Annotated in this window: 22 protein-coding genes and 1 pseudogene; 10 read left to right on the top strand and 13 right to left on the bottom strand. The window is 69.0% G+C overall.

Translation table 11 applies throughout. The annotated features are described in order from the left end of the window. Window positions 1-473 (top strand): LysR substrate-binding domain-containing protein (locus VLF18_RS05380; protein WP_325278587.1); only part of this gene is annotated, 473 nt, incomplete at its 5' end. Between the two features lie 14 nt (window positions 474-487). On the opposite strand, the gene pbpC is transcribed toward VLF18_RS05380, so the two are convergent. The 10 genes from pbpC to VLF18_RS05430 all read right to left on the bottom strand — a co-directional run bounded on the left by pbpC (window position 488) and on the right by VLF18_RS05430 (window position 15,341). Continuing rightward, window positions 488-2,875 carry a penicillin-binding protein 1C gene (pbpC, locus tag VLF18_RS05385; RefSeq protein WP_325278588.1) on the bottom strand — a complete coding sequence of 796 codons (2,388 nt, stop codon included), beginning with the start codon at window positions 2,873-2,875 and terminating at the stop codon, window positions 488-490. A gap of 29 nt (window positions 2,876-2,904) precedes the next feature. Further along, complete coding sequence (locus tag VLF18_RS05390) at window positions 2,905-8,922, bottom strand: alpha-2-macroglobulin (RefSeq protein ID WP_325278589.1); 6,018 nt, start codon at window positions 8,920-8,922, stop codon at window positions 2,905-2,907. 173 nt (window positions 8,923-9,095) lie between these two features. After that, window positions 9,096-9,746 carry a peptide-methionine (S)-S-oxide reductase MsrA gene (gene msrA / locus VLF18_RS05395; protein WP_325278590.1) on the bottom strand — a complete coding sequence of 217 codons (651 nt, stop codon included), beginning with the start codon at window positions 9,744-9,746 and terminating at the stop codon, window positions 9,096-9,098. A gap of 126 nt (window positions 9,747-9,872) precedes the next feature. Beyond that, window positions 9,873-10,766 (bottom strand): DMT family transporter, encoded by an 894-nt coding sequence (locus tag VLF18_RS05400; RefSeq protein ID WP_325278591.1) that lies wholly within the window; start codon window positions 10,764-10,766, stop codon window positions 9,873-9,875. Then, complete coding sequence (locus VLF18_RS05405) at window positions 10,763-11,422, bottom strand: glutathione S-transferase family protein (protein ID WP_325278592.1); 660 nt, start codon at window positions 11,420-11,422, stop codon at window positions 10,763-10,765. Before VLF18_RS05405 ends, VLF18_RS05400 begins: the two co-directional genes overlap by 4 nt. A gap of 128 nt (window positions 11,423-11,550) precedes the next feature. Continuing rightward, window positions 11,551-11,868: a hypothetical protein gene (locus tag VLF18_RS05410; RefSeq protein ID WP_325278593.1), complete on the bottom strand. Its 318-nt coding sequence runs from the start codon at window positions 11,866-11,868 to the stop codon at window positions 11,551-11,553. A gap of 95 nt (window positions 11,869-11,963) precedes the next feature. Beyond that, window positions 11,964-13,433 carry an L-aspartate oxidase gene (locus tag VLF18_RS05415; protein ID WP_325278594.1) on the bottom strand — a complete coding sequence of 490 codons (1,470 nt, stop codon included), beginning with the start codon at window positions 13,431-13,433 and terminating at the stop codon, window positions 11,964-11,966. A 16-nt stretch (window positions 13,434-13,449) separates the two neighbouring features. Then, window positions 13,450-13,809: a hypothetical protein gene (locus VLF18_RS05420; protein WP_325278595.1), complete on the bottom strand. Its 360-nt coding sequence runs from the start codon at window positions 13,807-13,809 to the stop codon at window positions 13,450-13,452. Beyond that, the gene (gene nadA, locus VLF18_RS05425; protein WP_325278596.1) at window positions 13,806-14,840 is read right to left on the bottom strand and encodes a quinolinate synthase NadA; all 1,035 of its coding nucleotides are present in this window, start codon (window positions 14,838-14,840) and stop codon (window positions 13,806-13,808) included. Before nadA ends, VLF18_RS05420 begins: the two co-directional genes overlap by 4 nt. 234 nt (window positions 14,841-15,074) lie before the next feature. Further along, complete coding sequence (locus VLF18_RS05430; RefSeq protein ID WP_325278597.1) at window positions 15,075-15,341, bottom strand: DUF2007 domain-containing protein; 267 nt, start codon at window positions 15,339-15,341, stop codon at window positions 15,075-15,077. A 92-nt stretch (window positions 15,342-15,433) separates the two neighbouring features. On the opposite strand from VLF18_RS05430, the gene VLF18_RS05435 reads away from it, so the two are divergent. From VLF18_RS05435 to VLF18_RS05470, 8 genes are all read left to right on the top strand, one after another. Next, a complete protein-coding gene (locus VLF18_RS05435; protein ID WP_325278598.1) occupies window positions 15,434-15,955 on the top strand; it encodes a DinB family protein in 522 nt (173 codons plus the stop codon). A gap of 80 nt (window positions 15,956-16,035) precedes the next feature. Beyond that, window positions 16,036-16,338 (top strand): DUF3253 domain-containing protein, encoded by a 303-nt coding sequence (locus VLF18_RS05440; protein ID WP_325278599.1) that lies wholly within the window; start codon window positions 16,036-16,038, stop codon window positions 16,336-16,338. 132 nt (window positions 16,339-16,470) lie between these two features. Continuing rightward, window positions 16,471-18,204 carry a glutamine--tRNA ligase/YqeY domain fusion protein gene (locus VLF18_RS05445; RefSeq protein ID WP_325278600.1) on the top strand — a complete coding sequence of 578 codons (1,734 nt, stop codon included), beginning with the start codon at window positions 16,471-16,473 and terminating at the stop codon, window positions 18,202-18,204. A gap of 49 nt (window positions 18,205-18,253) precedes the next feature. Next, on the top strand, window positions 18,254-18,814 hold the full coding sequence (locus tag VLF18_RS05450; RefSeq protein ID WP_325278601.1) for a nucleoside deaminase: 561 nt from the start codon (window positions 18,254-18,256) through the stop codon (window positions 18,812-18,814). A 121-nt stretch (window positions 18,815-18,935) separates the two neighbouring features. Then, window positions 18,936-20,018, top strand: a complete 1,083-nt coding sequence (rlmM, locus tag VLF18_RS05455; protein ID WP_325278602.1) for a 23S rRNA (cytidine(2498)-2'-O)-methyltransferase RlmM — start codon at window positions 18,936-18,938, stop codon at window positions 20,016-20,018. A gap of 169 nt (window positions 20,019-20,187) precedes the next feature. Then, entirely contained in the window at window positions 20,188-20,385 is a 198-nt protein-coding gene (locus VLF18_RS05460) for a hypothetical protein (RefSeq protein ID WP_325278603.1), read from the top strand. Window positions 20,386-20,388: 3 nt separating this feature from the next. Beyond that, the gene (locus tag VLF18_RS05465) at window positions 20,389-20,679 is read left to right on the top strand and encodes a hypothetical protein (RefSeq protein ID WP_325278604.1); all 291 of its coding nucleotides are present in this window, start codon (window positions 20,389-20,391) and stop codon (window positions 20,677-20,679) included. Window positions 20,680-20,755: 76 nt separating this feature from the next. Next, window positions 20,756-21,460, top strand: a complete 705-nt coding sequence (locus tag VLF18_RS05470; RefSeq protein ID WP_325278605.1) for a hypothetical protein — start codon at window positions 20,756-20,758, stop codon at window positions 21,458-21,460. A gap of 37 nt (window positions 21,461-21,497) precedes the next feature. Here the strand turns inward: VLF18_RS05470 and VLF18_RS05475 are convergent, their stop codons facing one another. Then, the gene (locus VLF18_RS05475) at window positions 21,498-21,914 is read right to left on the bottom strand and encodes a response regulator (protein WP_325278606.1); all 417 of its coding nucleotides are present in this window, start codon (window positions 21,912-21,914) and stop codon (window positions 21,498-21,500) included. Window positions 21,915-22,040: 126 nt separating this feature from the next. Between VLF18_RS05475 and xth the strand changes: the two genes are divergently transcribed. Beyond that, window positions 22,041-22,907 (top strand): exodeoxyribonuclease III, encoded by an 867-nt coding sequence (gene xth, locus VLF18_RS05480; RefSeq protein WP_325278607.1) that lies wholly within the window; start codon window positions 22,041-22,043, stop codon window positions 22,905-22,907. On the opposite strand, the gene cydC is transcribed toward xth, so the two are convergent. Both cydC and VLF18_RS05490 read right to left on the bottom strand, forming a co-directional pair. Next, window positions 22,837-24,498, bottom strand: coding sequence for a thiol reductant ABC exporter subunit CydC (gene cydC / locus VLF18_RS05485; RefSeq protein ID WP_325278608.1), 1,662 nt, complete (start codon window positions 24,496-24,498; stop codon window positions 22,837-22,839). The two genes, xth and cydC, sit on opposite strands and share 71 nt — an antisense overlap. After that, window positions 24,495-24,702: pseudogene (locus VLF18_RS05490) on the bottom strand (thiol reductant ABC exporter subunit CydD); the annotation flags it as partial. The gene cydC and the pseudogene VLF18_RS05490, both read right to left, overlap by 4 nt.

Below are 24,702 nucleotides of genomic sequence, written 5' to 3' on the forward strand. Positions count from 1 at the left end.
ACGCCGCCGTGCTCGCCCTGCCATTGCACGACGACCAGCTGCATGCGGACGTGCTGTTCGACGAACCCTTCCTGCTCGCCGTGCCGACCCAGCACCGGCTCGCCAAGCGCAAGTCGCTCGCGGTCGACGATCTCGAAAGCGAAAGCCTGCTGCTGCTCGAGGACGGCCACTGCCTGCGCGATCAGGCGCTCGACGTCTGCCAGCTCGCCGGTGCGAGCGAACGTGACGGCTTCCGCGCGACCAGCCTCGAAACGCTGCGCCAGATGGTCGCGGCGAACGTCGGCATCACGCTGCTGCCGCTGCTCGCGGTGCGGCCGCCCGTGGTGCAGTCCGACTCGATTCACCTGCTGCCGTTCCGCAGCCGCGCGCCGAGCCGACGCATCGCGCTGGTCTGGCGCAAGTCATCCGCGATGAAGGAATTCCTCACGACGTTCGCGACGGAGCTCAAGCGGCTGACGCACGGGCTGCTCTGAGCGCTGCGCGACGGTCAGTCCACCGCCACCACGCGCAGCTCGCGCGTCTCGCTGCGGCCGTGGTCGTCGACGACGCGCGCCCGATGCGAGCCTGCGGCGAGCGGCCTCCAGAACAGCGTTTCGCCGGCCGGCACGGCACCGACGTAGTCGTCGTCGACGAACCAATAGACCTCGCGCACGCCGGCGTCGACGGTCGCATTGAAGGCGACGCGCGCCTCGTCGGCGGTCGCGCCGTGGCGCGCGCGGATCGTGTACGCGGCACCGCGCAGCGGCGAGGTGATGCGTGGCGCATCGCCGTCGCCGCTGCGCTCGCAGGCCGCGTCGGGCGGCGGCTTGCGCCGCGGAATGCCGGCCTGGGCGAACACGCGGGCGAGATCCGACGGCCAGAACTCGTAGACCTCGGTGCGCGTCGTCGCCGGATCGAACGGGGGGCACGCGACGGCGCCGGTGCTCACGTCGATCGTGACCGGACGATGCACGGTGCTGACGCGGATCGGCGAGCGGCCCGGCATGAACCAGGTCGTGCCGCGCTGCGGGCACCAGGCGTTCGGCAGGTCGCCGCTCGCGAGGCAGATTTCCACTTTGCGTACGCCGTCGGGCACGGTCCACGCGGGCTCGGCCAGCGTGCGGTCGCGCGCGAGGATCGCGTCGGCGATGCGGAAGAACAGCGGCGCGGCGGTTTCCACGCCGATCAGCGCCGGATTGCCCGCGCCGTCGAAATTGCCCATCCAGACGACGAGCACGTAGGGCCCGAAGATTCCCGCCGTCCACGCGTCGCGAAACCCCCAGGAGGTGCCGGTCTTCCAGTAGATCGGCAGACGCGCGGGGGTCGCGGTCGTGGCTTCGTCGGGACGCGGGTTCTGCCGCAGCATGTCGAGCGTCATGAAGCTCGCCGCGTCGCTGACCAGGCGCACGCCGTCGGTCTGCGGTTCGCTCGCGCGCAGGCGCAGCGGCTTGAGCACGCCGCGGTTCGCGAGCATCGCGTAGAGCGTCGCGAGTTCCTGCATCGTGACCTCGCCGCCGCCGAGCACGAGCGCGAGACCGTAGTGCCGCTCGCTCGCCATGCGCGAAATGCCCGCGCGCTTCAGGAATTCGTAGAGATTCGGTTCGGCCAGCTGCGAGGCGACCCAGACCGCCGGAATGTTGCGGCTGCGGATCAGCGCGTCCGTCGCGGTGACCGGACCGAGGAAACGGCCGTCGTAGTTTTCCGGCGTGAACGGACCGAACGCGCTCGGCACGTCCCGCAGCACCGTGCGCGGATGCAGCACGCCCTGGTCCATGCCCAGCGCGTAGATGAACGGCTTCAAGGTCGAACCCGGCGATCGCTTCGCCGCGGTGCCGTTGACCTGGCCGGCGATCGCCGCGTCGCCGTAGTCGCCGGAACCGACCAGCGCCTTCACGCTCATGTCGCGCGTGTCGACGAGCAGCGCGGCGGCATTGTCGACGCCGCGCACACGCTCGCGCTGCAGCGTCTCGTGCAGCTGGCGCTCGATCGCGCGCTGCAGGCCGGCGTCGATCGTCGTCGCGATCTGCGGCGGCAGCCCGCCTTCGCCGCGCGCCTCGCGCAGCACTTGTTCCATCGCGTGAGGCGCGACGAACGGAAGCTGCGCCGGCGCGCGCAGGTCGAGCGGCAGGCGCATCAGCGCGTCGTTGACCGCGTCGACGCCGTGCGTTTCGCGCCAGCGCGCGTAGAGCCGGTCGCGCGCCGCACGCAGCCCGCGATTGAGCTTGTCGTCGCCGGCCGTGCCGCTCGCATCGCGCAGGCGGCGCGTCGGATCCTGCGGCACGACCGCGAGCGCCAGCACTTCCGGCAGCGCCAGGTCCTGCGGCCGTTTGCCGAAGTAGACGAGGCTCGCCGCCGCGACGCCCTCGACGTTGCGGCCGTAGGGCGCGTAATTGAGATATGCCTCCAATATTTCATCTTTGGAATAGCGCATTTCGAGCCAGACTGCGCGTGCGATCTGCTCGGCCTTGCCCAGCGGACTGCGCGTGTTGAGCCGATACATGAGCCGCGCGAGCTGCATGGTCAGCGTCGACCCGCCCTGCCGGCTGCCGCCCCGCACGTAGCTGACCCAGGCGCCGCGCACGAGGCTGACCGGATTGAACCCCGGGTGCCAGCGGAACCACGCGTCCTCGTGCAGCTGCACGGCCTCGACGAGCGCCGGCGGCATCTGCGCGAGCGGCAGCCACTGCCGGTACTTGTCGTCGCGGCTCAGGGTCAGGCGCAGGAGTTCGCCGTTCGCGCCGTGGAGCGCCGTCGACGAATCCGCATGCGCCGACAGCGGCGCATGCGGATACAAACGGATCGCGCCCAGCACGAGCGCGACCAGCGCGATCGCGACGAGCGTGTTCTGCCAGCGCAGCACGCCGCGCCACGCCGACAGAACCGCCCGTTGCACCATCGCCTTCATCGACCTGCCCGTGCGTCGCTTCAGTCCGGCTTGACGACCGTGATGCGTCCGCCGAGCGACTGCGCCTGCACCGTGCGTTCGTACATCGACTCGGCATAGGCCGGCGGCACGACATAGCTGCCGACGTTCGTCGCCTTGATGCGATAGACGAACTCGCGCACCGACGTCATCGCCGTGCCGTAGATCACGACGCGATCGTCGCGCACGTCGGCGTAGTCCGGCGCCCAGGTCGAGGTCGCGAGACCGACCGTGCTGCGCCAGGCCGGCGCCGCGGCTTCTGCCGCGCCCTCCTCGTCGCTTTCCGGTGCCGGGGCCGCCGGAATCTCCTGCACGACTTCGAAACCGCCGGGCAGCAGATCGACGACGGCGGTGTCGCCGACGCCGTCGGAACGCGTCGAGCGGATCTTGAGCTTGACGAGGATTTCCTGGCCGAGTTCGACGCGATCGATGACCTTGCCGTCGGCGTCGGTGTATTCGCGGACGATCTCGAGTCCCTCCTTGATCTCCTTGGCCGGCGGATTCCGGTCGAAGCCGGCCTGCGTCACGCTGTACCACGCGTTGGCGTCAGCCTCGTTCGCGACGCGCACGCCGTCGGCCGCCGCGCCGAAGTTTGCCGTGACGACGAGTCCTTCGGCCCTGGAGATCGCCTTGGCGGCGCCATCCTTGGCCAGCTCGAAGATGCGCAGCTTGTCGCCGCCGAGCGCGCTGACCTGCTTCGCGTAGGCGTCGAGCGCGAGAATCGTCGTCGCCGAGGACAGCGTGTTGAAAAGCCCCCGCGACAACGGCCGCATGACGTTCTCCAGGCCCGCCGCCGGCAGCGCCTTCGCACGTTCCGGGAAATGCTTGGCGAGCAGATAGAGCGTCGCACCGTCGCGGACCAGCGGATCGTAGTAGCGCTCGTAGCGCCAGCCCGATTCGATCGCCGCGCGCGTCAGCACCTTCTCGGGGCCGACGATGAGCTTCAGCGCCTCGCCTTCCTGCTTCATGAGCTGCAGGCTCGCCGCGAGATAGGCCGCCGCCGTGTCCTGCATCCAGCTGTCCGCATGGCGGTCCTGCAGGCGCTGGCGCACCGACGCGAGCGCGTTGGTCGTGACGTTGCCCTGGCGCGTCAGCAGGTAGATCGCGAACGCGCGTTCGCGCAGGCCGGCGAGCGAACCGTCGCTCTCGTCGGCGGCCAGCGTGCCGAGATAGCGATTCGACTTGTCGAGCATGTCCTGCGGCACGTTCCAGCCGCGGTCCTTCGCTTCGAGCAGATACTGCGTCGCGTAGACCGACACGTAGCGCTGCGATTCCGGCGTCGCGGTCCACAGACCATAGCCGCCTTCGTCGTTCTGGCGCGACCGCAATACGGCGAGCAGTTCCGCGAACGCCTGCTTCGTCGTGCGCGTATCACCGGGATCGCGCAGCAGCTTGCCGAATTCCGGATTCGAGTCGAACACGAGCGCCGGCACCGCCGCGCTCAACAGCTGTTCCGTGCAGCGATGCGGGAACGTCGTCAGATACGCCGACAGTCCGCGTGCGAGCACGAGCGGTACGTAGGACGCGTTCGCCTCGCGGCGCGCATGGGCGTCATACATGTCGCGCAGCGGCTTGACCAGCTTGTCGCCGATATTGAGGCTGCCGATCGCGACGTCGGTGCGGAACGGCACGGCCGGCCGCACCGACATGTCCACGCTTTGCTTTGCCGACTTGTCGCCGCTGGTCGCGACGAACTTCAGCGTCGCCGCGCCGGGCTCGCCCTTCGCGCGCAGGCGGAACACGGCCGAGCCTTCGCGCATTTCCGCGAGCGAGAGTTCCTGCGTCGCGGCGCCGACGGCCTCGACCTGTGCGCTCGGCTCGAGCTTCACGGCGATCTTCGCTTCCTTGCCGTTCAGGCCCGTGAGGTTGTTCGCGACGCCGACGCTGACGTCGAACTCGTCGCCGGGCGCGACCATCGCCGGTACGTTCGGCGACAGCACGAAGTCGCCGCGCACGGTGGTCTCGTCCTGGCTGCGGCCGATGCGGTCGGCGGCGACCGAGATCGCCATGAGGCGCAGCTTGCCGTTGAAATCGTCCGGCACGGTCCAGGTGAAATCGCGCGAGCCGTCGATGTCGACGATGCCCGACCACCACGCGACCGGCGGCTTGCGCTTCTTCTTGAACGGATTGAGATGCTTGCCGAGCAGCCCGTCGCCGTCGCCGCCGGGCGCGGCCATGCCGGTCAGCCGCGCGAACTCGGGCAGGATCTGGTCGAGGATCTGGCTCGTCGACACTTCGAGCATGCGCTTCTGGAAGAAATGATCGAGCGGATCGCCGAGCGTGTAGCGCGCGACCTGCAGGATGCCCTCGTCCACCGCGAACACCGCGATGCGCGAACGCACGCCGCTCGTGACCTTCATCGTCAGCGTGTCGCCGGGCTTGATCAGGCCGGGCGCCGTGATGTCGAGCGCATTGCGCCGCGCGTCGCGATTGACCGAGAACGGCGCGATGCCGTAGCTCAGCGGGCTCATGAAGATTTCCGCCGACGCCGGATCGCGCACGTACTGCACGTTGATGTAGCCGTTGCCTTCGAAATCGGCCGGCACGCGGATCTTCTGCACCGAGGCGGTCGTCGTCGCCTTGAACCACTGGTGCGCATAGACCTTGTCGCGCTCGATCGTGATCAGGCCCGCGCCGGTATACGGCGCGCGCACGGCGATTTCCACGTCCTCGCCCGGCGCATAGTCCTTCTTCGACAGCGCGAGCTGCAGTTCGGCGTTGCGTTCGAGCGAACGCGCGACGTTGGCTTCGCCGGCCACGGAATAACTGACCTGGTTCAAGGTTTCGCCGCGGCCGTTGCGGATCAGCAGCGCGTAGTCGCCGGGCGCATCGGTCGCGAGACGGAAGTCGACGCCGCCAGCGGCGAGCTTCAGCGGTTCTTCCTTGACCGGCACTTCCTTGAGACGCGACTGATATTTGTAGGCGCCGGAGTCCTGCTTCGTCAGCACCGACACGTAGCGGCGTTCGACGAGCACGGCCTTGAGGCCGTCGACGGCGACGCGCTTGGCCGTGTTGTCGATCGCGATCAGATTGACCGAGCGTTCCGCGCCGCGCGCGACATAGTCGAGGTTGTCGACGACCTTGACGCCGACGAGATAGTCGAGCGACGACACGAGGCTCGCGGTCTCCGCCGACACGCTGCGGCCGCCTTCGGCCTCGTAGCCTTTCGCGAGGAAATGCAGGCGATAGCTCGCCGTGCCGTATTTGGCGAGATCGAGCGGGAATTCGGCGATGCCTTCGGCATTGGTGGTCTGTTCGCCGAGCGGCTCGCTGTAGCCTTCCTTCGCCTTCTGCGGGTCATGGAAGGTGTGGTCGGGCCAGCTGCGGAACACCGGCAGCACCGGCGACAAGGTCAGCGTCGCCTCGACGCGGCGATCCTGCGCCGGCGTGCCGAACAGGTTCTGCAGGCTCACGCGCGCACTCAGGTTTTCGGGCTTGATCCAGCCTTCGACGACTTCCTGCGACAGGTGCGCCGTCGCCTTCATGCGGTCGGGCAGGAATTCCTTGATCTGCACCGTCGTCGAACCGATCAATTGTGGATTGTTGTACTGATCGATCAGCGACAGGTTCACGGTCCAGCTGCCGGTCGGCGAGGTTTCCTGCGTCGTGAACGACAGCTCCTCGAAGCCGGCTTCGCCCAGGCGCACGGTGCGCTTGTCGACGCTGAGGCCGCGCGCGTCGAGGATGTCGGCCTGCAGCGGCACGCCGCTGAGATCGCGCGACCAGTCGGCCGCACGCACGATCATGCCGACATGGAAGGTATCGCCCGGGCGATACAGGCCGCGGTCGGAGAACAGGTACGCGCCGAGCTGGCCCGCGCTGCGCGCGTTCTTGATGCCGCCGACGTCGAAGCGCGAGAAATCCAGACTGCGGTCGCGCTTTCCGATCGGCAGGAACGACAGGTCCTCGCCCTTGCGCACGACGAACATGGCCGGCGTCTTTTCGCGCGTGAACGCGTCGACCGCGTCGAACGCCGCATGGCCGGCCGCGTCGCTGGTCGCCTTGAGCAGCGGCTGGCCGTTCTCGCCGAGGATTTCGATGTTCGCGCCGTCGACCGGCGCGCCTGTCGCGATCGACTGCACGTAGGCGTCGAGCTTGCCGTCGAGCGCGCGCTTGACGATCAGGCCGAGGTCGGTGACGACGATGAACTTCGCGTCGTTGATCTCGCCGCCTTCGACGTAGTCGCCTTCATAGTCGCCCTCGCCGCCTTCGTACTCGCCCTCGCCTTCGTACGATTCGTCGCTGCCGGCTTCCGGCGCGCTGAGTTCTGCGTTCGCGGCCCCGGTTTCGGATTTCGGCGCGGGTTCGCTGGCCGGGTCGTAGTCGCTCAGGCGCAGCAGGAACACGCCGCGGCGGCCGCTCGCGAGGTACTGCGACAGATCCACGCCCTCGTAGTGCGCCTTGGTCGGATCTTCGGATTCGAACGCGACTTTCTGTTCGAAGCGCTCGGTGATCTTGTCGCGCGACAGCGAACCGAGTTCGGGCTGCGCGAACGTGCCGTTGTTGAAGCTGACGAGATGCTGCAGCTGGTCCGGCAGCACGCGCGCGATTTCGAGCCGCATGCCGGGCACGTTGCGCGATACGACCGCAACGCGCTTGTCGCCCGACAGCGACAGCAGCGAACCTTCGGCCATGAAGCGCAGGATGCGCGGATAGTCGGGCACCTGCAGCACGTTGTCGGCGTTGCGCGCGAGCTGGTAGCCGCCGAACGCGTCGAGCCCCTTGCCGACGCGCACGTACAGATAGCGGCCCGGGTCGGCGCGGAATTTGAAGCTCTGCTGCTCGGAATAATCGAGCTCCGCCGCGATCGGTTCGAGCGCGAGCGGCTCGGCGCTCTTGAGCACGCGCTCGTCGACGCCGCCGCTGCTCCAGCTCCAGACCTGTTCGCGCTGGCCTTCGGGTGCATGGGGATTGGTCACCGGCAGCAGCCAGGCCTTGATCGCGCCGGCGGCCTGCTTCTCGCCGACGGCGTGCGAGAAATTCACGAGCAGCACCTGCTCGGGTTCGAACTCGCTGTTGTCGACGAGCGTCGGCTCGACGCCGCTGACGCCGAGGCTGTACATGCCGGGCACCGACACGTTCGCCGCGACGGCCGCTTCGCTGGCCTTGCCGCCGGCCGCCGCGGTCACGCCCTTGTCGATGCGGTATTCGAGCGTCGTCGAATCTTTCGGCAGCGCGGCGAGCGGCGCGGAATGCACCCAGGCGTTGAGTTTGAGCTTGTCGTAATTGACGACGAATTTCTGCGGCTGCTTCTGTCCCTTCGGGCCGAGCAGATACAGCTCGACGTGTTTCTCGAACTCGGCCGTGTCGACCGGATGCGTGAAGCCCAGATTGACGATGCCTTTTTTCAGCAGCGCGTCCTGCGGATCCTGATAGAACTCGGCACCGACGAGCCTTACCGCGAAAGCGGCGGTCGCGAATTCGAACGTGTCGGCATCGACATTGGCCTGCGGCGCGAACAGCACTTTCTTGTCGAAGCGTCCGCGGAACGCCTGGCCGACCGGCCAGTCGCCCGCCGGCGTGAAGCGCAGCAGCCGGTCGTTGACCCAGTTCCATCGGCCCGCAACGGCCGGGTCGAGCGTGATGCCGCTGGTCACATCCTTGCCGACGAGCGCGAGCGGCGCGACCGACTGGCTGAAATTCAGATCGAGCGCGTGCACCGTGACCGGCTCGCTCGTGTAGTCGGTCAGCGACGGCGCTTCCGTCGTCAGCTTCGCGATGACGGGCGCCGGCGGCTTGGGCCGGTTCTTCTCGTACTGATAGGCGAACCAGCCGCCGCCGGCGAGCACGGCGACCGTGCCGAGCACGATCGCGACGCGTCCGGGATTGCGCCGCACGGCGCCCCAGCCGGCGAGGCCGGCACGTTCGGTCGCGAGCATCCAGCCCGGCGCCTGCCACGACACGCGCCCGACGATCGCGCCGAGCAGCAGGCCGAGCATGCGCAACACAAAAACAACCAGCCGCCAGAGCCCAGCCACGAGCAATAGCGGCAGACGCGCAAGCGCGCGAAGCAGATCCATGTGATTCCCCAGTCGTCGCGGCGAAACCGTTCGCCGCACCGTGCAAAAACCCGAGGCGCAATGGTTCCCGCTTCGCCGCTGTCAGGCAAGCCGTCGCATCACGCCCGTGGCTGCGTAGTCAGCCGGACAAATGTGTCGGATTCGGGGCGGACGACGGCCCGATCGCCGCCGCGTCAGGCGCCGATGCCGATCGGACAGCTCACGCCGGTGCCGCCGAGGCCGCAGTAGCCGTTCGGATTCTTCGCGAGGTATTGCTGGTGATAGTCCTCGGCGTAGTAGAACGGCTTGTCCTGCGCGATCTCGGTCGTGATCGCGTCGCGGTGTGCCGCGGCGGTCAACGCCCGCTGATAGGCGTCGCGCGAACGCTCGGCCACGGCGCGCTGCGCGTCGTCCTCGACATAGACCGCGGACCGGTACTGCGTGCCGCGGTCGTTGCCCTGACGCATGCCCTGGGTCGGATCGTGACTTTCCCAGAACACCTTGAGCAGCGCGTCGAGCGTGACGACGGCCGGATCGTAGACGACGAGCACGACCTCGGCATGGCCGGTCTCGCCCGAACAGGCCTCCTCGTAGGTCGGATTCGGCGTGTAGCCGCCGGCATAGCCGACCGCCGTCGTCAGCACGCCGGGAATCGACCAGAACTTCCGCTCGGCGCCCCAGAAACAGCCCATGCCGAACAGCACGTGTTGCGCGCCCGGGAATTCCCCGCGCAGCGGCGCGCCGCTGACGTAGTGGCGGTTGGCGAGCGGCAGCGGCTGCTGCCGTCCGGGCAGCGCCGCGGACGGATCGACCATGCGTTGCTTGAAGGCGCCGATTCCGAGCATGGGAGTCTCCTTGGAGCAGGAAATAGGGAGTGAGGAACGCGTGAGCGGTGATTCGCTACGACATTTCGAGTGGGGCCGTAGCGGAGCGAAGACAAGCACCGGGCGACAGCCCTGCCGACGCCTTTCTCACTTCTCTCCACTCGTTGCTGCTCTGGCGCCGGCGACGAAAATCCCCGCGAGCGACACCGCCAGGCCGATCCAGTCGAGCGTCGCGGTCGGCCGCGCGAACAGGATCACGTCGAGCACGAACGACAGACCCGGCTGCAGCAGCAGCAACAGACCGACGAGCGAGGCCGGCAATTGCGGCATCGCGCGGGCGATCAGCAGCCAGCCGAGCACCTGTCCGAACAGAGCAAGACCGAGCAGGGCCGACAACGATTGCAGATCCGGAATCGCGAACGAATCGCCCCCGACCGTCGCGATGAGCGCGAGCACGCCGGCGCAGAGCAGCGAGTTGATGCAGAGCAGCTCGGCCGGCGAGCGCGACAGCTTTTCCTTCTGCGCGTGGCGGAAGCTCAGCATGTACGCCGCATAGGCGACGCCGGTCAGGATCCCGAACCAGACGCCGAGCCGGTACTGCGCATCGACCTCCTGCCATTGCCGCCCGACCAGCAGCCACAGACCGACGAACGCGAGGGCGAGGCCGGCCAGAAAACGCCAGCTCAGGCGCTCGCGGTAGAACCACACGCCGGCCAGCGCCATGACGAAGACCTGGAAATTGCCGAGCAGCGTCGCAAGCCCGGGACCGACGTCGCGGATGCAGCGGTGCCAGAGCACGAGATCGACCGCGAACGCGACGGCCGGAAACAGCATCCAGGCCACGTCGCGCCGGTTCACGCCACGCCACTGGCGCTGCACGAGCAGCAGCAGCCAGAGCATGCCGCCGCCGAACGCCATGCGATAGAACGCCGACACGGTCGGCGCCACGTGCGCCCATTTGACGAAGATGCTCGTCGTGGAAATCAGCGCCGCGCCGGCGACCATCATCGCGAGCGCCGGCCGCGGCGCCGCGGCGTTCATCGCGTGTCCCGCTTCACCGCGCGCTGCTCCGCCTCGGCATCGGCCAGCCATTCGCGCAGCGCCGGCAGCGCGAGCAGCGCGTCGACGTAGTCGCGCTCGACCGGGCCGGTCGGAATGCCGTAGCTCACGATGCGCAGCGCGACCGGCGCGTACATCGCGTCGGCGATGCCGAACTCGCCGAACAGGAACGGCCCGTCGGCCCCGTGGCGCGCGCGCGCGTCACGCCACATCGCACCGATGCGCTCGATGTCGCGCAGGACTTCCGCGCTGACCGGCGCCGTGCTGCGCTTGACGCAATCCATCGGGCATTGCGTGCGCAGCGCCTGGAAACCCGAATGCATTTCGGCGCTGACCGCGCGCGCCTGCGCCCGCACCTCGCGATCGGCCGGCCAGCCCGCGCCGGCGAGCCAGCGCTCGTTCGCGTATTCGAGGATCGCGAGCGAATCCCAGATCACGAGGTCGTCGACGCGCAGCACCGGCACGCGACCGGTCGGCGAGTAATTGCCGATGGTCGCGTAGAACTCCGGCGTGTCCAGCGGCAGCCGCACCTCGGCGAAATCGATGCCGTGGTGCCGCAGCAGCAGCCACGGCCGCAGCGACCATGACGAATAATTCTTGTTGCCGATGACCAGGATGGGACGCGTTGCGTTCGACATGGAGGGACTCGCGCTCAGTGGCCTGCGGCAGGGTCCGCAGGCAATCTCGCAAGCCTAGCACCCGGCTGTTTTCGGATGCATGGCCGAATGCGGGCAGAACGCGGCGCCGCGGCCGGCGCCGCCGGCGCTCAGCGGCGTTCCTGCGCGTCGTGCTTCTGATCGTGGATGTCGCCGCTCGCGCGATTCAGGTCGCGCTGCAGATGACGCCGCTCGCCGCGCGTGACGACGCCGTCGGCCTTCGCGGCGCGCTCCTCGCGCCGGATGTGCGCCTGCTCGGCCCGCAGCCCGGCCGCTTCGCGCCGCGTCAGCTCACCGCTCGCGACACCTTCGTTGATGCGCTCGCGCTGCGCGTCCTGGCGATCGTTGACAACCGGCGTACCGGCCGCGGCCGCGCCGCTCAGCAGCACGCCGGCCACGAGCGCCGTCACTACGAGAAACTTGTACATGGTCGTCCTCCGTATGCCAGCGAACGCTGGCTGGAGCACGAGAACGCGACGATCGGCACCGCGTTGACGCGGCTGCGCGGCGGTTGCGCGACGGTTCAGCCGGCGCGGACCTGCACCGAATCGCTGCGGTAATGGGCGCCGACGCTGTCGCGGCGCTGCAGTGCCGCCGCCGTCAGTTCGACGGCCACGGCGATGCGGCGACGCTCGGCGGTGTTCTGCGCCGAAAGCGCCTGCAATGCGCGCAGTGCCTGCTGCAGGCCGTGCGCATCGCGCACGAGTCCGGCGTGACGCCACAGCAGGTCGCGGACGGTCTGCGCGATCTCCGCGCCGACCGCGCCGATGTCGGCACGGGTTCCGACGACTTCAGCGGCCGCAATGCGCGGCAGCGGTGCCAGCGCGCCGAGGCGACGCCCGAGCGCGCCGCCGAATACGAGTCCTTCGAGCAGCGAATTGCTCGCCAGGCGATTTGCGCCGTGCACGCCGGTGCAGGCGACCTCGCCGACCGCGTAGAGGCCGGGAACGGTCGTGCGCGCCTGCGCATCCACGCGCACGCCGCCCATGTGATAGTGCTGCGCCGGCACGACCGGCATGGGCTCGCGCCGCGGATCGATGCCTTCGCTCATGCAGCTTGCGAACACCGTCGGAAAGCGCTCGGGAAACGCCGCGCCGACGGCCCCTGCCGCATCGAGCCACACGGTCTCGCCGCGTTCGAGTTCGCCCCAGACGCCGCGCGCGACGACGTCGCGCGGTGCGAGTTCCGCCTCGCGCGCGATCAGGCGCATGAAGCGCTTGCCGGCGCCGTTGACGAGCACCGCGCCGGCGCCGCGCAGCGCTTCGGTCAACAGCGGCAGCTGGCCGCTGCGTCCGTCGCGCGTGCGCAGCGCGGTCGGATGAAACTGTACGAATTCCATATCGGACAATGCCGCACCGGCCTCGAGGGCGAGCGCGAGCCCGCCGGCGTCCGCGGTGTCCGGATTCGTCGTATGCCGGTACAGCGCGCCGATGCCGCCGGTCGCGAGCACGACCGCATCGGCGCCAAGGTCGAGAGTGCCGCCCGGGCCGCGTGCAGCGACGCCGACGACGCGCCCGCCCGCGCGCCGCAAAGCGGCCGCCTCGTGATGCTCGAACGTGTCGATGTGCGCGGCTGCGCGCGCCGCGGCGCCGAGCGCACGCATCACGGCAGCACCGGTCGCGTCGCCGTCGGCGTGCACGATGCGATGCTGCGAATGCGCCGCCTCGCGGCCGAGCGCGTAGTGCCCGCCGGCGCGATCGAACGCGACGCCGCAGCCGGCGAGCCAGTCCACCGCCGCCGCCGCGCCGCGCGTCAGCGCGTCGACGGCGTCCCGGTCGTTCAGGCGGTTGCCCGCGACGAGCGTGTCGTTCGCGTGCGCGCCGGCGCTGTCGCCCTCGCCGATCGCCGCCGCGATGCCGCCTTGCGCCCATCGGCTGGAACCGTCGCGCGCGAGTTCGCCGCGCGTGATCAGCGCGACTCGCCGCGGCGCGGCCGCGAGTGCCGTGGACAGGCCGGCGATGCCGGAGCCGATGACGATCAGGTCGAAATGCATGGGTGGGAAAGACGCGTCAGGCGTGGAATTCGTGAATGACTTCGATCTCGCCGACGATCTGGTCGTTGAGCAGCTCGAGATCTTCGGCCGGAATCCACCATTCCGTGTGCCCGCGGCCGCCGACGGTCTGCACGGGATAGCGCCGCATGAACGCGGCACTCACGCGAAACCGCGTGACATAGCCGCTGCCGCTCGCCGGCACGTTCCAGTCGCGCGCGATCTGGATCGCGTAGTCCTCGTTGGTCACCGGATAGAAGATCGGCTGATCGACGAGCCGCGGCGGCCAGCGCCGATTGCCGCTCTCGCGCACCCGTTCGAGTTCTTTCGGGCCGGTCGGACGATAGAGGACGACGAGGTCGTCGTCGGCCGCGCTCACGCGGCCTCCTTGCGCCCGATCGCGAGCATGCGTTCGACCGCCTGGCGCGCTCGCCCGGCGACGGCCGCGTCGACCTGCACTTCATGGCGCATATGCAGCAGCGCGTCGTGGATGCGCGGCAGCGTGATGCGGCGCATGTGCGGGCAGAGGTTGCAGGGCCGCGTGAATTCGATGTCGGGAAACTGGACGGCGACGTTGTCGCTCATCGAGCACTCCGTGATCATGACCACGCGGCGCGGGCGGCGGTCGGCGAGGTGCGTGACCATGGCTGCGGTCGACCCGACGAAGTCGGCTTCGAGCAGCACGTCGGGCGGGCATTCCGGATGCGCGAGGATGCGCACGTTGCCGTGCGCGCGCCGATACGAACGCAGTTCTTCGCCGGTGAAGCGCTCGTGCACTTCGCAGGCGCCTTCCCAGAGGATGACCTTGACCTGCGTCTTCGAAGCGACGTACTGGCCGAGGTATTTGTCGGGCAGGAAGATCACGCGGTCGACGCCGAGCGACTCGACGATATGCACGGCGTTGGCCGAGGTGCAGCAGACGTCGGATTCGGCTTTGACGTCGGCCGAGGTGTTGACGTAGGTGACGACCGGCACGCCCGGATATTTCGCCTTGAGCAGGCGCACGTCCTGCGCCGTGATCGATTCGGCCAGCGAGCAGCCGGCTTCCGTGTCGGGAATCAGCACAGTCTTATCGGGGCAGAGGATCTTCGACGTCTCGGCCATGAAATGGACGCCGCACTGCACGAGCACTTTCGCGTCGACGCGCGCAGCCTGCTGCGCGAGCGCGAGCGAGTCGCCGGTGATGTCGGCGACGGTGTGGAAAATTTCGGGAGCCTGATAGTTGTGCGCGAGGATGACGGCGTTGCGCTGCTTTTTCAGGCTGTGGATCGCATCGATCCAGGGAAGATGGGTTTGCCATTCCAGTTCGGGAATGACGTCGCGCACGCGCTGATAGAGCGGGGCGTAGCGGTCGAGCAGGGCCGGAGTGAGTTCCGGCAGCACGCCGGGTAGCACAGAAAGCGTTGCCATCGTGACCTCTTATGCTCAGGCTGAGCATATATGGGCCGCTTATGCTAGGGGTGAGCATAAGTGACGTCAACGGCTTGAGCGGGAATCGGGAATCATAAGGCGGGGAAGTTTTTGGCCCTCGCCTTCCGGGGGGGAAAGGCGATTGGACGACCCCCATCCCGGCCCAACCCTCCGGCCCGGTGGGCGTTCAAGCCAACCAGAACCTGCGGTTCGATCTCCGGCTCGCGAGAATCCTCAAGCCGGATCCCCGAGCGCATCCACTTCGAAATCGTCGGCGCGACGGCGTTCGGAGAGTTCGGCGTCGACCTGCGCGGCGAGGTCGCTTGCGGCGGGAACGTCGTGTTCGGCGACCATGACGGTCACCAGTCCCATCGCGGGCAGCTCGCCCATGGCGCCGGTCAGGTATTCGCCGCCGACGTGCGCCGGAATGCCGGCGTCTTCGAGCACGTTGCGCACGAGGTGCGCGTCGATGAGATTTTCGGCCCTGTAGATGATGCGCATGGGTTCTCCCGTTGCACGGCGTAACGCTATCGGCCGACCGCGCCGCGGTCAAAGCGCGTATCCTGCGGCCTTTGTTTTCGCCGCCAGTACCCATGGACCTGCATCAGCACCTGCGCCTCATGGCTGACTACCACGCCTGGGCGCTCGATCGGCTCTACGCCGAAATCGACGCACTCGGCGACACCGACTATTTTCGCGACTGCGGGCAGTTCTTCGGCAGCGTCCACGGCACGCTCAATCACCTGCTGCTCGTCGAGCATCTCTGGCAGGCGCGCCTGCAGCACACGGTGTTTCCGGTCACGGGGCTCGACCAGCAGCTCGAAACGGATCGCGGCGCATTGAAGACCCGGCTGCAGGCGTTCGCGCGCGGCTGGCGCCCGTTCGTCGACGGCCTCGACGCGGCCACGGTCGCGGGCGATCTGAACTATCGCAACGTGCAGGGCACGCCGTACACACTGCCGTTCGCCTCGCTCGTGCTGCACGTGTTCAACCATGCGACGCACCACCGCGGCCAGGCGTCGATCGCGCTCGTGCAGCTCGGCCGCGGCGCGCCGGTCATGGACCTGCCGTATTTCCTGATCGACCTGCCGGCCGAGAAACTCCATGCGGCGTGATCCCGCGCACGGCGGCGCTGCGTACGTGACGCCATCCTCGTCGCGCCTCCCGCCGTGAAAGCCGATGTTCGTTGATACCGATGTTCATTGACACCGCCTGGTCGCCGTTTCCGCCGCGCTATCGCTTCGACGACATGCTGGCGACGCGCACGCGCGAGTGCCTGCTGGTTCTGCTGCGCGGCACCGGCGACCTCTGTCCGAGCGAAGCGGCGCGCGCGCTGGCCGACCGGCTCGGCACGGAATGGCGCGACCTCATGCGCCCGGTGCGCCTCGTCGCCGCGGAACTCGCGCGCGAAGGCCGCCTCGACATCCTGCAGAACGGCAAGCGCGTCGACATCCTCGACGCGCGCGGCCCGGTGCGGCTGCGCTACCGCAACGGCTGAGTAGCGGAGCCGGGTCCGGACCTGCGCCGGACCCGGCGAATCCGTAGGCGCGGGAAACGGCGGTTTCCAGAGATTCCCGGTTAAACTAACCGGTCCTATCCGAACCTTCCGGCGGCCCGCAGCCGCGACTCCATGACCAACGAAGCCCCGCTGCACAACCACTTCATCCGCCAGATCGTCGTCGACGATCGCGCCGCCGGCAAACACGAAGGCCGCGTCGCGACGCGCTTCCCGCCCGAGCCCAACGGTTACCTGCACATCGGCCACGCCAAATCGATCTGCCTGAACTTCGGCATCGCGCGCGAGTTCGGCGGACGCTGCAATCTGCGCTTCGACGACACGAACCCGACCAAGGAAGACATCGAGTACGTCGAGTCGATCCAGGAAGACGTGCGCTGGCTCGGCTTCGCCTGGGACGAACTGCGCCACGCCTCCGACTACTTCGAGGTGTTCTATGCCTGCGCCGAGAAACTCATCAACGACGGCAAGGCCTTCGTCTGCGATCTGTCGGCCGACGAAGTCCGCGCCTACCGCGGCACGCTGACCGAGCCCGGCCGCAACTCTCCGTTCCGCGACCGCGGCGTCGAGGAAAATCTCGACCTGTTCCGCCGCATGCGCGCCGGCGAATTCCCCGACGGTTCGCGCACGGTGCGCGTCAAGATCGACATGAGCTCGGGCAACATCAACCTGCGCGATCCGGCGATCTACCGCATCCGCCACGTCGAGCATCAGAACACCGGCAATGCCTGGTGCATCTATCCGATGTACGACTACGCGCACTGCATCTCCGACGCGGTCGAAGGCATCACGCATTCGCTGTGCACGCTGGAATTCGAAGACCACCGCCCGCTCTACGACTGGTGCCTGCGCGAGATCGACCTGCCGAACCACCCGGAACTCACTGCGTCGCTCGCCGTGCGCAACCTGAGCGCGCCCACGAGCCGTCCGCAGCAGATCGAATTCTCGCGCCTCAATCTCGACTTCACGGTCATGAGCAAGCGCAAGCTCATGGCGCTCGTCGACGACGGCCTTGTCGACGGCTGGAACGATCCGCGCATGCCGACGCTGTCGGGCGTGCGCCGCCGCGGTTTTCCGGCGTCGGCGATCCGCCTGCTCTGCGAGCGCGTCGGCGTGACCAAGCAGAACAGCGTCATCGAATTCTCGGTGCTCGAGGGCTGCGTGCGCGAAGAACTCGACGCGAACGCGGCGCGCCGCCTCGCCGTCATCGATCCGCTGAAGCTCGTCATCGACAACCTGCCGGTCGATCACGCGGAAATGCTGAGCTTCTCCAATCATCCGAAGAACGAAGCGTTCGGCACGCGCAGCGTGCCGTTCTCGCGCGAACTCTGGATCGAGCGCGAAGACTTCATGGAAGTACCGCCGAAGGGCTTCCACCGCCTCGTGCCGGGCGGCGAAGTGCGTCTGCGCGGCGTCGGCATCGTCAAGTGCGAATCGCTCGACAAGGACGCCGACGGCACCGTCGTCGCCGTGCGCTGCACGCTCGACGCCGACACGCGTCCGGGCCTGCCGGGCGCGGACCGCAAGGTCAAGGGCACGATCCACTGGGTCAGCGCGGCGCACGCCGTCGCCGCCGAGATCCGTCTCTACGACCGTCTGTTCACTGTCGCCGATCCCGATGACGACAGCGACGGCAAGACCTATCGCGATCATCTGAACCCGGAGTCCAAGCGCACCGTGCAGGGCTGGCTCGAGCCGGCCGCGGCCGATGCGGCACCCGAGACCGCGTTCCAGTTCGAGCGTCTGGGCTTCTTCGTCGCCGACCGCCACGACCATGCCGCCGGCAGGCCCGTGTTCAATCGCGCGGTGACCCTGCGCGACTCCTGGGCCAAGGCCGGCAAGAACTGAGGAGGCGCCGCGCCGTGCGCGCGGCGGCTTCGCATGACGGAGGAATCGCATGCTGTACGTCCAGGTTCACCTGACCCTGCCCGCCTGGGTCCATGACGAGATCGATCCGGCCGCGCGCTTCGTCAGCGACGAGGACAAGGTCGCGCTCGCGATCCGCCTGTCGCAGCGCAATGTCGAATTGGACACCGGTGGACCATTCGGTGCCGCAGTGTTCGACGGCGACGGCCGCGTCGTCGCCGCCGGCGTCAACCGTGTCGTGCAGCACAATTGCTCGGTCGCCCATGCGGAGATGATGGCGTTCATGACCGCCCAGGCCCGCACGCAGCGTTTCCGGCTCAACGACGACGGCCGCCGCTACAGCCTCGCGACGAGTGCACAGCCCTGCTGCCAATGCTACGGCGCGAGCGTCTGGGCCGGCATCGACGAACTGCTGATCGGCGCGCGCAGCGAGGACGTCGAGGAACTCACCGAATTCGACGAAGGTCCGCTGCCGGCCGACTGGGTCGGTGAACTCGAGCGCCGGGGCATCGCCGTGCGCCGCGACATCCTGCGCGACGACGCCCGCCGCGCGCTTGCCGCGTACAGCGCGCGCGGCGGCTTGATGTATTGAGGCACCAGGACGCTCTCGCCGTGCATCGCCGCGAACGTCCCGCGCCACGCTGTCGCCGGATCGCGGCAGCGCACACCAACGCCGGCGCGCGTCGCCGCACGAAGGACCGGGAGATACCGCGATGACCACGCCCCTGACCAGCGCACCGTTTGCCAGCGGCGTCGTCGTCTACTGCCGCGCGGGGTTCGAGAGCGAAGCCGCGCAGGAACTCGACGCGACCGCGGCGCAGGCCGATGTCGCGGGTTTCGCGCGCACCGAGCGCAATGCGGGTTTCGCCGAATTCGTGCTGACCCAGCAGGGCGCGCCCGACGCGCTGCTGCGCCTGCTCGGCTGGTCGCGCCTGATCTTCGCGCGCCAGTCGCTCGCCGTCGTCGGCCAGTTCAAGGCGCTGCCGCGCGAAGACCGCCTGACGCCGCTGCTCGCCGCGCTGCCGCCGGGCTTTCGCGTCAGCGACGTCTGGGTGGAGACGCCCGACAGCGACGCCGCTAAACCGCTGACGGCGTTCTGCCGCAGCTTCAACAACGCGTTCGTGCAGCACCTGCGTCGCAGCGGTTCGCTCGATCCGGCCAGCCCGTGGCGGCTGCATGCGCTGTTTCCGAGCGGCGAACGCTGCCTGCTCGCCCTCGCCCTCATCGATCACGCGGCGCCGTGGCCGCAGGGTATTCCGCGGCTCAAGTTTCCGCGCGAGGCGCCGAGCCGATCGACGCTGAAGCTCGACGAGGCGCTGCAGGTGCTGCTGAGCCCCGGCGAGCGCGAGCGCTGGTTCAAGCCCGGCATGAGCGCGGTCGATCTCGGCGCGTCGCCGGGCGGCTGGACCTGGCAGCTCGTACGCCGCGGCCTGCACGTGACCGCGGTCGACAACGGCCCGATGGACGACACGCTGATGGCCTCGGGCCTCGTCGCGCACAAGCGCGACGACGGCTTTCGCTTCCAGCCCCGGCAGCGCGTCGACTGGATGGTCTGCGACATGGTCGAACAGCCGCGCCGCGTCGCGGCGCGCATGGCCGAATGGCTGGCCGCGGGCTGGTGCCACCGCAGCATCTTCAACCTCAAACTGCCCATGAAAAAGCGCTATGCCGAAGTGCAGCAGGCCTTCGACGCGATGCGCGCGGAAGTCGAAGCGGCCGGTCGCGGACTCGAGATCCGCGCCAAGCAGCTCTACCACGACCGCGAGGAAATCACGGTTTTCGCACAGATCGTCTGACGGGCCCGACGGTGCCGCGGGCATCGCCCGCGTGTTGCAGATCGCAATGCGGCCTCGGCGCGCACGCGCGTGCTGCACGCCGGAATCGGCCGGGAAGGCCGGAATTTGCAGCATTTTGAACATGGCACGTGGATTGCGACGCCTGTCCCGACAGACGAGGAGCATTCCGATGAGCCGCCATAGTGCGATCTGGTTCCACCGCCCCGTGACACCGGGCGATCCGACGCCGCAGCAACCCGGCGAAACGCCGCCGCCGACGCAGCCCGAACCGCCGACTCCGCCGCAAGGACCGCCGCCCGTGCGCGCCCTCGGCAAGCACGCGCCCGGACGCTACGACGTTCATGTGTTCGGCAACACGGCGGGCTGAGCCATGCCGATGCTGCGCCTGCAACTGACCGGCAACGACGACGTCGCGATCGAACTGATCAATCTGCTCGCCGCGATCGAAGGTGTCGAGCACGTCGAGGAGATCGGCGACCTCATGCCGCACATGGACGACGAGGATTCGAGTTCGGCCGGGCTGCCCGACGACGCGTCCGAAGGCATCCATCAGATCGAAGTCCGCATACCCAACGCGCTTGCGGGCGACCGCGTCCGCAGCGTCGCCGAAGCGCTCGCGCGCGAGCGCAACGCCGGCATCGAATACGACGACGATTTTTAGTGCGGCGAGCCGGCAAGTCGCCGGAACCGCCGCACGCGCGGGCGCCCCGCGCCCCGCCATCGACGAGGACCGCACCATGACAACTTCCCGTTTTCCACTCGTACTCATACTGCCGCTGACCCTCGCCGCCACGTTGGCCGCAGCGCAGACCACGGGCGGAAGTTCCGCTCCCGCGGGCTCCGCGCCGGCACCGGCGGCGCCTCCGGCCGCCGCACAGCCGGCCACCGCGCCGCCGCCGACGGCGCAGCAGCTGCCGTCGAATTCAACGCCGGCCGCACCGTCGAGGCTGAGCACGCAGAGCACGCCGCAGAATTCCGCACCGGCCGCGCCGCCGGTCGGACTGCCGTCGAATCCTTCGGCGAACCAGGGCGTGCGCGATCCGAATGCGCCCGTTGCAACGACCGCGCCGCCCGTGTCGCCAACCGCGCCGAACGCCACGATCGCGCCGAATCCGACCATCGCCCCGAACACGGCGATCGCGCCGAATCCGGCGGTGAATCCGAACACGGCGACGAGCACGACCGGCACGGCGACGCCCGACGTCACGCTGCCGACCGCGCCGCTGCCCGGCAGCGCGATTACCGGCACCCCGCAGCCGCGGCCGACGCGCAGCGAAAGCCTGACCGCGCTGGATCGCAATCGCGACAACTACATCTCGGCCGAAGAACTCGCCGGCAACACGCTCGCGCGTTCGGTCGTCGCCGACTGCGACACGGATCGCGACGGCAAGATCGCCAGCTACGAATACTCGTCCTGCGTCGCGAACAATCCGAATCGGTGACGTTCAACGGCGCAGCGCAAGCTGCGCCGTTGTCTCGTCAGGCGGCGATGCGCCGCTCGGGCCGCGCACGCATGAAGAATTCCACGCGATTCGTGTCGAGCGGCTTCGTCCAATGTTCATCGAATCCGATCTGCAGCGAATAGGCCGCGTCGTCGGGCTCGCCCCAGCCCGTCACCGCGACGAGATACGCGTCGCAGCCGCGCGCGCGCAGCGCGCGGGCGACGGCGTGACCGTCGAAGCGGCCGAGCATGATGTCGAGAAACACGATGTCGGGACGTGCGGCGACCACCGCTTCGACGATGGCGTCGACGCTGTCGCCGGTGACGATGTCGGCCGAGTGTCCGATCATCCGAAGGAAGTCCGCAAGCATGTGCGCCGACGCGGCATTGTCGTCGACGACGACGACATGTCCGCCGCTCCACGGCGACGGTTCTTCGATGACGAGCTGCGGCATGGATGTTCTCCCTGCATGAATCCGGTTGGTCATCTGAACAAACCGCGCGTAATGAAATGGCGAAGAATGCATTTCACGGATGAGCGCGCTGCATGACGCCGCGCGCATCGCGCTCGAGGAACAGCCATGCCCGCACGACGCAAGACGCTGCGCATCGCGACCTACAACGTCAACGGCATTCGCGCACGCGGACGCCACTTGCTCGACTGGCTCGCGCGCGAAGCCCCCGACATCGTCTGTCTGCAGGAACTCAAGGCCGTCGACGCGGCTTTTCCCGAAGCGGCGCTCGCCGAAGCCGGATATTCCGCGCACTGGGCCGGGCAATCGTCGTGGAACGGCGTCGCGATCCTGGCGCGCGGACACGAGCCGCTGGAAATCCGGCGGCGCCTGCCGGGCTCGCGCACCGATCGCGACAGCCGCTATCTCGAAGCAGCCGTCCGCGGCATCGTCGTGGGCTGTCTCTATGCGCCCAACGGCAATCCGCAGCCGGGGCCGAAGTTCGACGCGAAGCTCGCGTGGATGCGCCGCTTCAACGCGCATGCGGCGACGCTGGTCGCGGCGCCGTTCCCGGTCGTGCTCGCCGGCGACTACAACGTCGTGCCGACCGATTTCGACATCTACCGTCCCGACTCCTGGCGCCGCGACGCGCTGCTGCAGCCGGAAAGCCGCGAGCTGTACGCCCGACTGCTGCAGCAGGGATGGACCGACGCGCTGCGGACGCTGCATCCCGACGAGAAGCTATTTACCTTCTGGGACTATTTCCGGCAGCACTGGCAGCGCGACGCAGGCCTGCGCATCGACCATCTGCTGACCAATGCCGCGGTGAAACTGCGCCACGCCGGCGTCGACCGCTGGGTGCGCGGCGAGGAGAAGGCCAGCGACCACGCACCGGCCTGGATCGAGATCGACGTGCCGCCCGCCGCTAAACGCGCCGCGGCGACAGCGCCAGCCGCACCGCGCCGGCGGCCGGCGCCGCGGCGTGGTGCGAAATGAGCACGAGCGTCGCATCGCCGAGCCACGCGTCGACGCCGTCGGCGACGCGCCGGCGCAGCGCCGCGTCGAGTCCTTCGTACGGTTCGTCGAGCACGAACAGCACGGCCGGCCGCAGCAGCGTGCGCGCGAGCGCGAGCCGCCGCGCCTCGCCGCCGGAAAGCCCCACACCGTATTCGCCGAGCGGCGTCGCGAGACCCTGCGGCAGCTGCGCGAGCCACGCATCGAGCGAGACCGCGCGCAGCACGGCGCGAAGACGCGCGTCGTCGGCGTCCGGATCCGCCAGGCGCAGGTTGTCGGCGACGCTCGTCGCAAACAGGTGCGGGCGCTGCGGCAGCAGCGCGACGCGCGCACGCAGCGCGGCTTCGTCGTAGTCGCGCAGCGCGACGCCGTCGAGCAGGATCTCGCCGGCGGTCGGATCGAGGCTGCGTACGAGCAGCGCCGCGAGCGTGCTCTTGCCGACGCCCGACGCGCCGCTGACGTGCAGGCGCGCACCGGCCGCGAGCGACAGCGTCGTCTCGGCGAGTCCGGCGTCGCGGCCCGCGTAGCGATGACCCGCGCCGCGCAGTTCCAGCGCGCCGCGCGCCGGCGGCAGCGACGACGTCGGCGGAAACGCGATCGCGGGCTCGTTCGCGAGCAGCGCGTCGATACGCTGCGCCGACGCGCGCGCGCGTCCCCACGACAGCCACGAGGCCGTCAGCGGCGCGAGCGCTTCGGCCGTCGCGACGACGGCGAGTACGACGGCGGCGAAGGCCGGCGCGTTCGAGGGTCCTGCCGGCGACGGCGCGACGACGACGACGACGCAGACGCCGGCGCCGACCGCCAGCATCGCGAGCGCCTGGCCGACGCTTTCGCGGATGCGCTGCGCGAGCTGCGCCGACAGCACGTCCCGATCCGCCGCGAGCCATGCGGCCCGCTCGCGCGGCCACGCGCCGCAGAGCAGCAGCGTGGTCAATCCGCGCAGCAGGTCGACGAGCGCGTCGCGGCGCAGCGCGGCCTGGCGTGCGAGCGCACGCCCGTCCGCAAGACTGCGCGATGCCGTGAGCAGCGGCACGAGCAGCGCCGCCGTCATCAGTGCGACTGCGACGGGCATGACGAAACGCGCATCCGCCCAGGCGGCGACGCCGATCGCGGCGGCCACGACCGTGATGCCCGAGACGAGCGGCAGTCCGGCACGCAGCGGTGCTTCCTGCAGCGCATCGACGTCGCCGACGAGGCGCTGCAGCAGATCGCCTTCGGACCAGCGCGCGAGCGGTTCCGGCGTCAGCAGCGCGAGCCGTGCGTGAATGCGCGCGCGCAGCTGCTGCATGAGCCGCAGCACCGCATCGTGCGATACCAGTCGTTCGCCGTAGCGGCCCGCCGTGCGCACGATCGCGAACAGGCGAATCATGGCGCCGGGCCGGAAGATGTCGAACGCCGCCGCCGACGCGCCGGCGCCGGCGATCGCCGCGGCCGTGATGAAATGCCCCGAGAACGCGAGCAGCGCGAACGCCGCGAACAGCGCGAACAGCGCCAGCAGCAGCGCGAGCGCGAGCGGACGCCATTGCTGCGCGAGCAGTCGCGCGAAGCGCAGCCGATCGGCGCGCGCGCTCATGCCGGCGCCGTCGCGACAGCGCCGGCCAGACGACCGCGATCGAGTTCGAGTACGCGATCGACCCAGGCCCGGTCCTCGACCGCATGCGTCGCGATCAGCAGCGTGCAGCCTTCGCTGGCCGCAGCCAGCCGTTCGCGCAGCGGCGCTGCGGTCTGCGCGTCGAGATGCGCGAGCGGCTCGTCGAGCAGCCACAGCGACGCATCG

The organism is Tahibacter sp., from assembly GCF_035481375.1.
GTDB lineage: Bacteria > Pseudomonadota > Gammaproteobacteria > Xanthomonadales > Rhodanobacteraceae > Tahibacter.

Bases quoted from the DNA above. Each gene is read 5' to 3' on its own strand.
- pbpC (WP_325278588.1), bottom strand. From the start codon at position 2,875: ATGGTGCAACGGGCGGTTCTGTCGGCGTGGCGCGGCGTGCTGCGCTGG.
- VLF18_RS05390 (WP_325278589.1), bottom strand. From the start codon at position 8,922: ATGGATCTGCTTCGCGCGCTTGCGCGTCTGCCGCTATTGCTCGTGGCT.
- msrA (WP_325278590.1), bottom strand. From the start codon at position 9,746: ATGCTCGGAATCGGCGCCTTCAAGCAACGCATGGTCGATCCGTCCGCG.
- VLF18_RS05400 (WP_325278591.1), bottom strand. From the start codon at position 10,766: ATGAACGCCGCGGCGCCGCGGCCGGCGCTCGCGATGATGGTCGCCGGC.
- VLF18_RS05405 (WP_325278592.1), bottom strand. From the start codon at position 11,422: ATGTCGAACGCAACGCGTCCCATCCTGGTCATCGGCAACAAGAATTAT.
- VLF18_RS05410 (WP_325278593.1), bottom strand. From the start codon at position 11,868: ATGTACAAGTTTCTCGTAGTGACGGCGCTCGTGGCCGGCGTGCTGCTG.
- VLF18_RS05415 (WP_325278594.1), bottom strand. From the start codon at position 13,433: ATGCATTTCGACCTGATCGTCATCGGCTCCGGCATCGCCGGCCTGTCC.
- nadA (WP_325278596.1), bottom strand. From the start codon at position 14,840: ATGGCAACGCTTTCTGTGCTACCCGGCGTGCTGCCGGAACTCACTCCG.
- VLF18_RS05430 (WP_325278597.1), bottom strand. From the start codon at position 15,341: ATGCGCATCATCTACAGGGCCGAAAATCTCATCGACGCGCACCTCGTG.
- VLF18_RS05435 (WP_325278598.1), top strand. From the start codon at position 15,434: ATGGACCTGCATCAGCACCTGCGCCTCATGGCTGACTACCACGCCTGG.
- VLF18_RS05440 (WP_325278599.1), top strand. From the start codon at position 16,036: ATGTTCATTGACACCGCCTGGTCGCCGTTTCCGCCGCGCTATCGCTTC.
- VLF18_RS05445 (WP_325278600.1), top strand. From the start codon at position 16,471: ATGACCAACGAAGCCCCGCTGCACAACCACTTCATCCGCCAGATCGTC.
- VLF18_RS05450 (WP_325278601.1), top strand. From the start codon at position 18,254: ATGCTGTACGTCCAGGTTCACCTGACCCTGCCCGCCTGGGTCCATGAC.
- rlmM (WP_325278602.1), top strand. From the start codon at position 18,936: ATGACCACGCCCCTGACCAGCGCACCGTTTGCCAGCGGCGTCGTCGTC.
- VLF18_RS05460 (WP_325278603.1), top strand. From the start codon at position 20,188: ATGAGCCGCCATAGTGCGATCTGGTTCCACCGCCCCGTGACACCGGGC.
- VLF18_RS05465 (WP_325278604.1), top strand. From the start codon at position 20,389: ATGCCGATGCTGCGCCTGCAACTGACCGGCAACGACGACGTCGCGATC.
- VLF18_RS05470 (WP_325278605.1), top strand. From the start codon at position 20,756: ATGACAACTTCCCGTTTTCCACTCGTACTCATACTGCCGCTGACCCTC.
- VLF18_RS05475 (WP_325278606.1), bottom strand. From the start codon at position 21,914: ATGCCGCAGCTCGTCATCGAAGAACCGTCGCCGTGGAGCGGCGGACAT.
- xth (WP_325278607.1), top strand. From the start codon at position 22,041: ATGCCCGCACGACGCAAGACGCTGCGCATCGCGACCTACAACGTCAAC.
- cydC (WP_325278608.1), bottom strand. From the start codon at position 24,498: ATGAGCGCGCGCGCCGATCGGCTGCGCTTCGCGCGACTGCTCGCGCAG.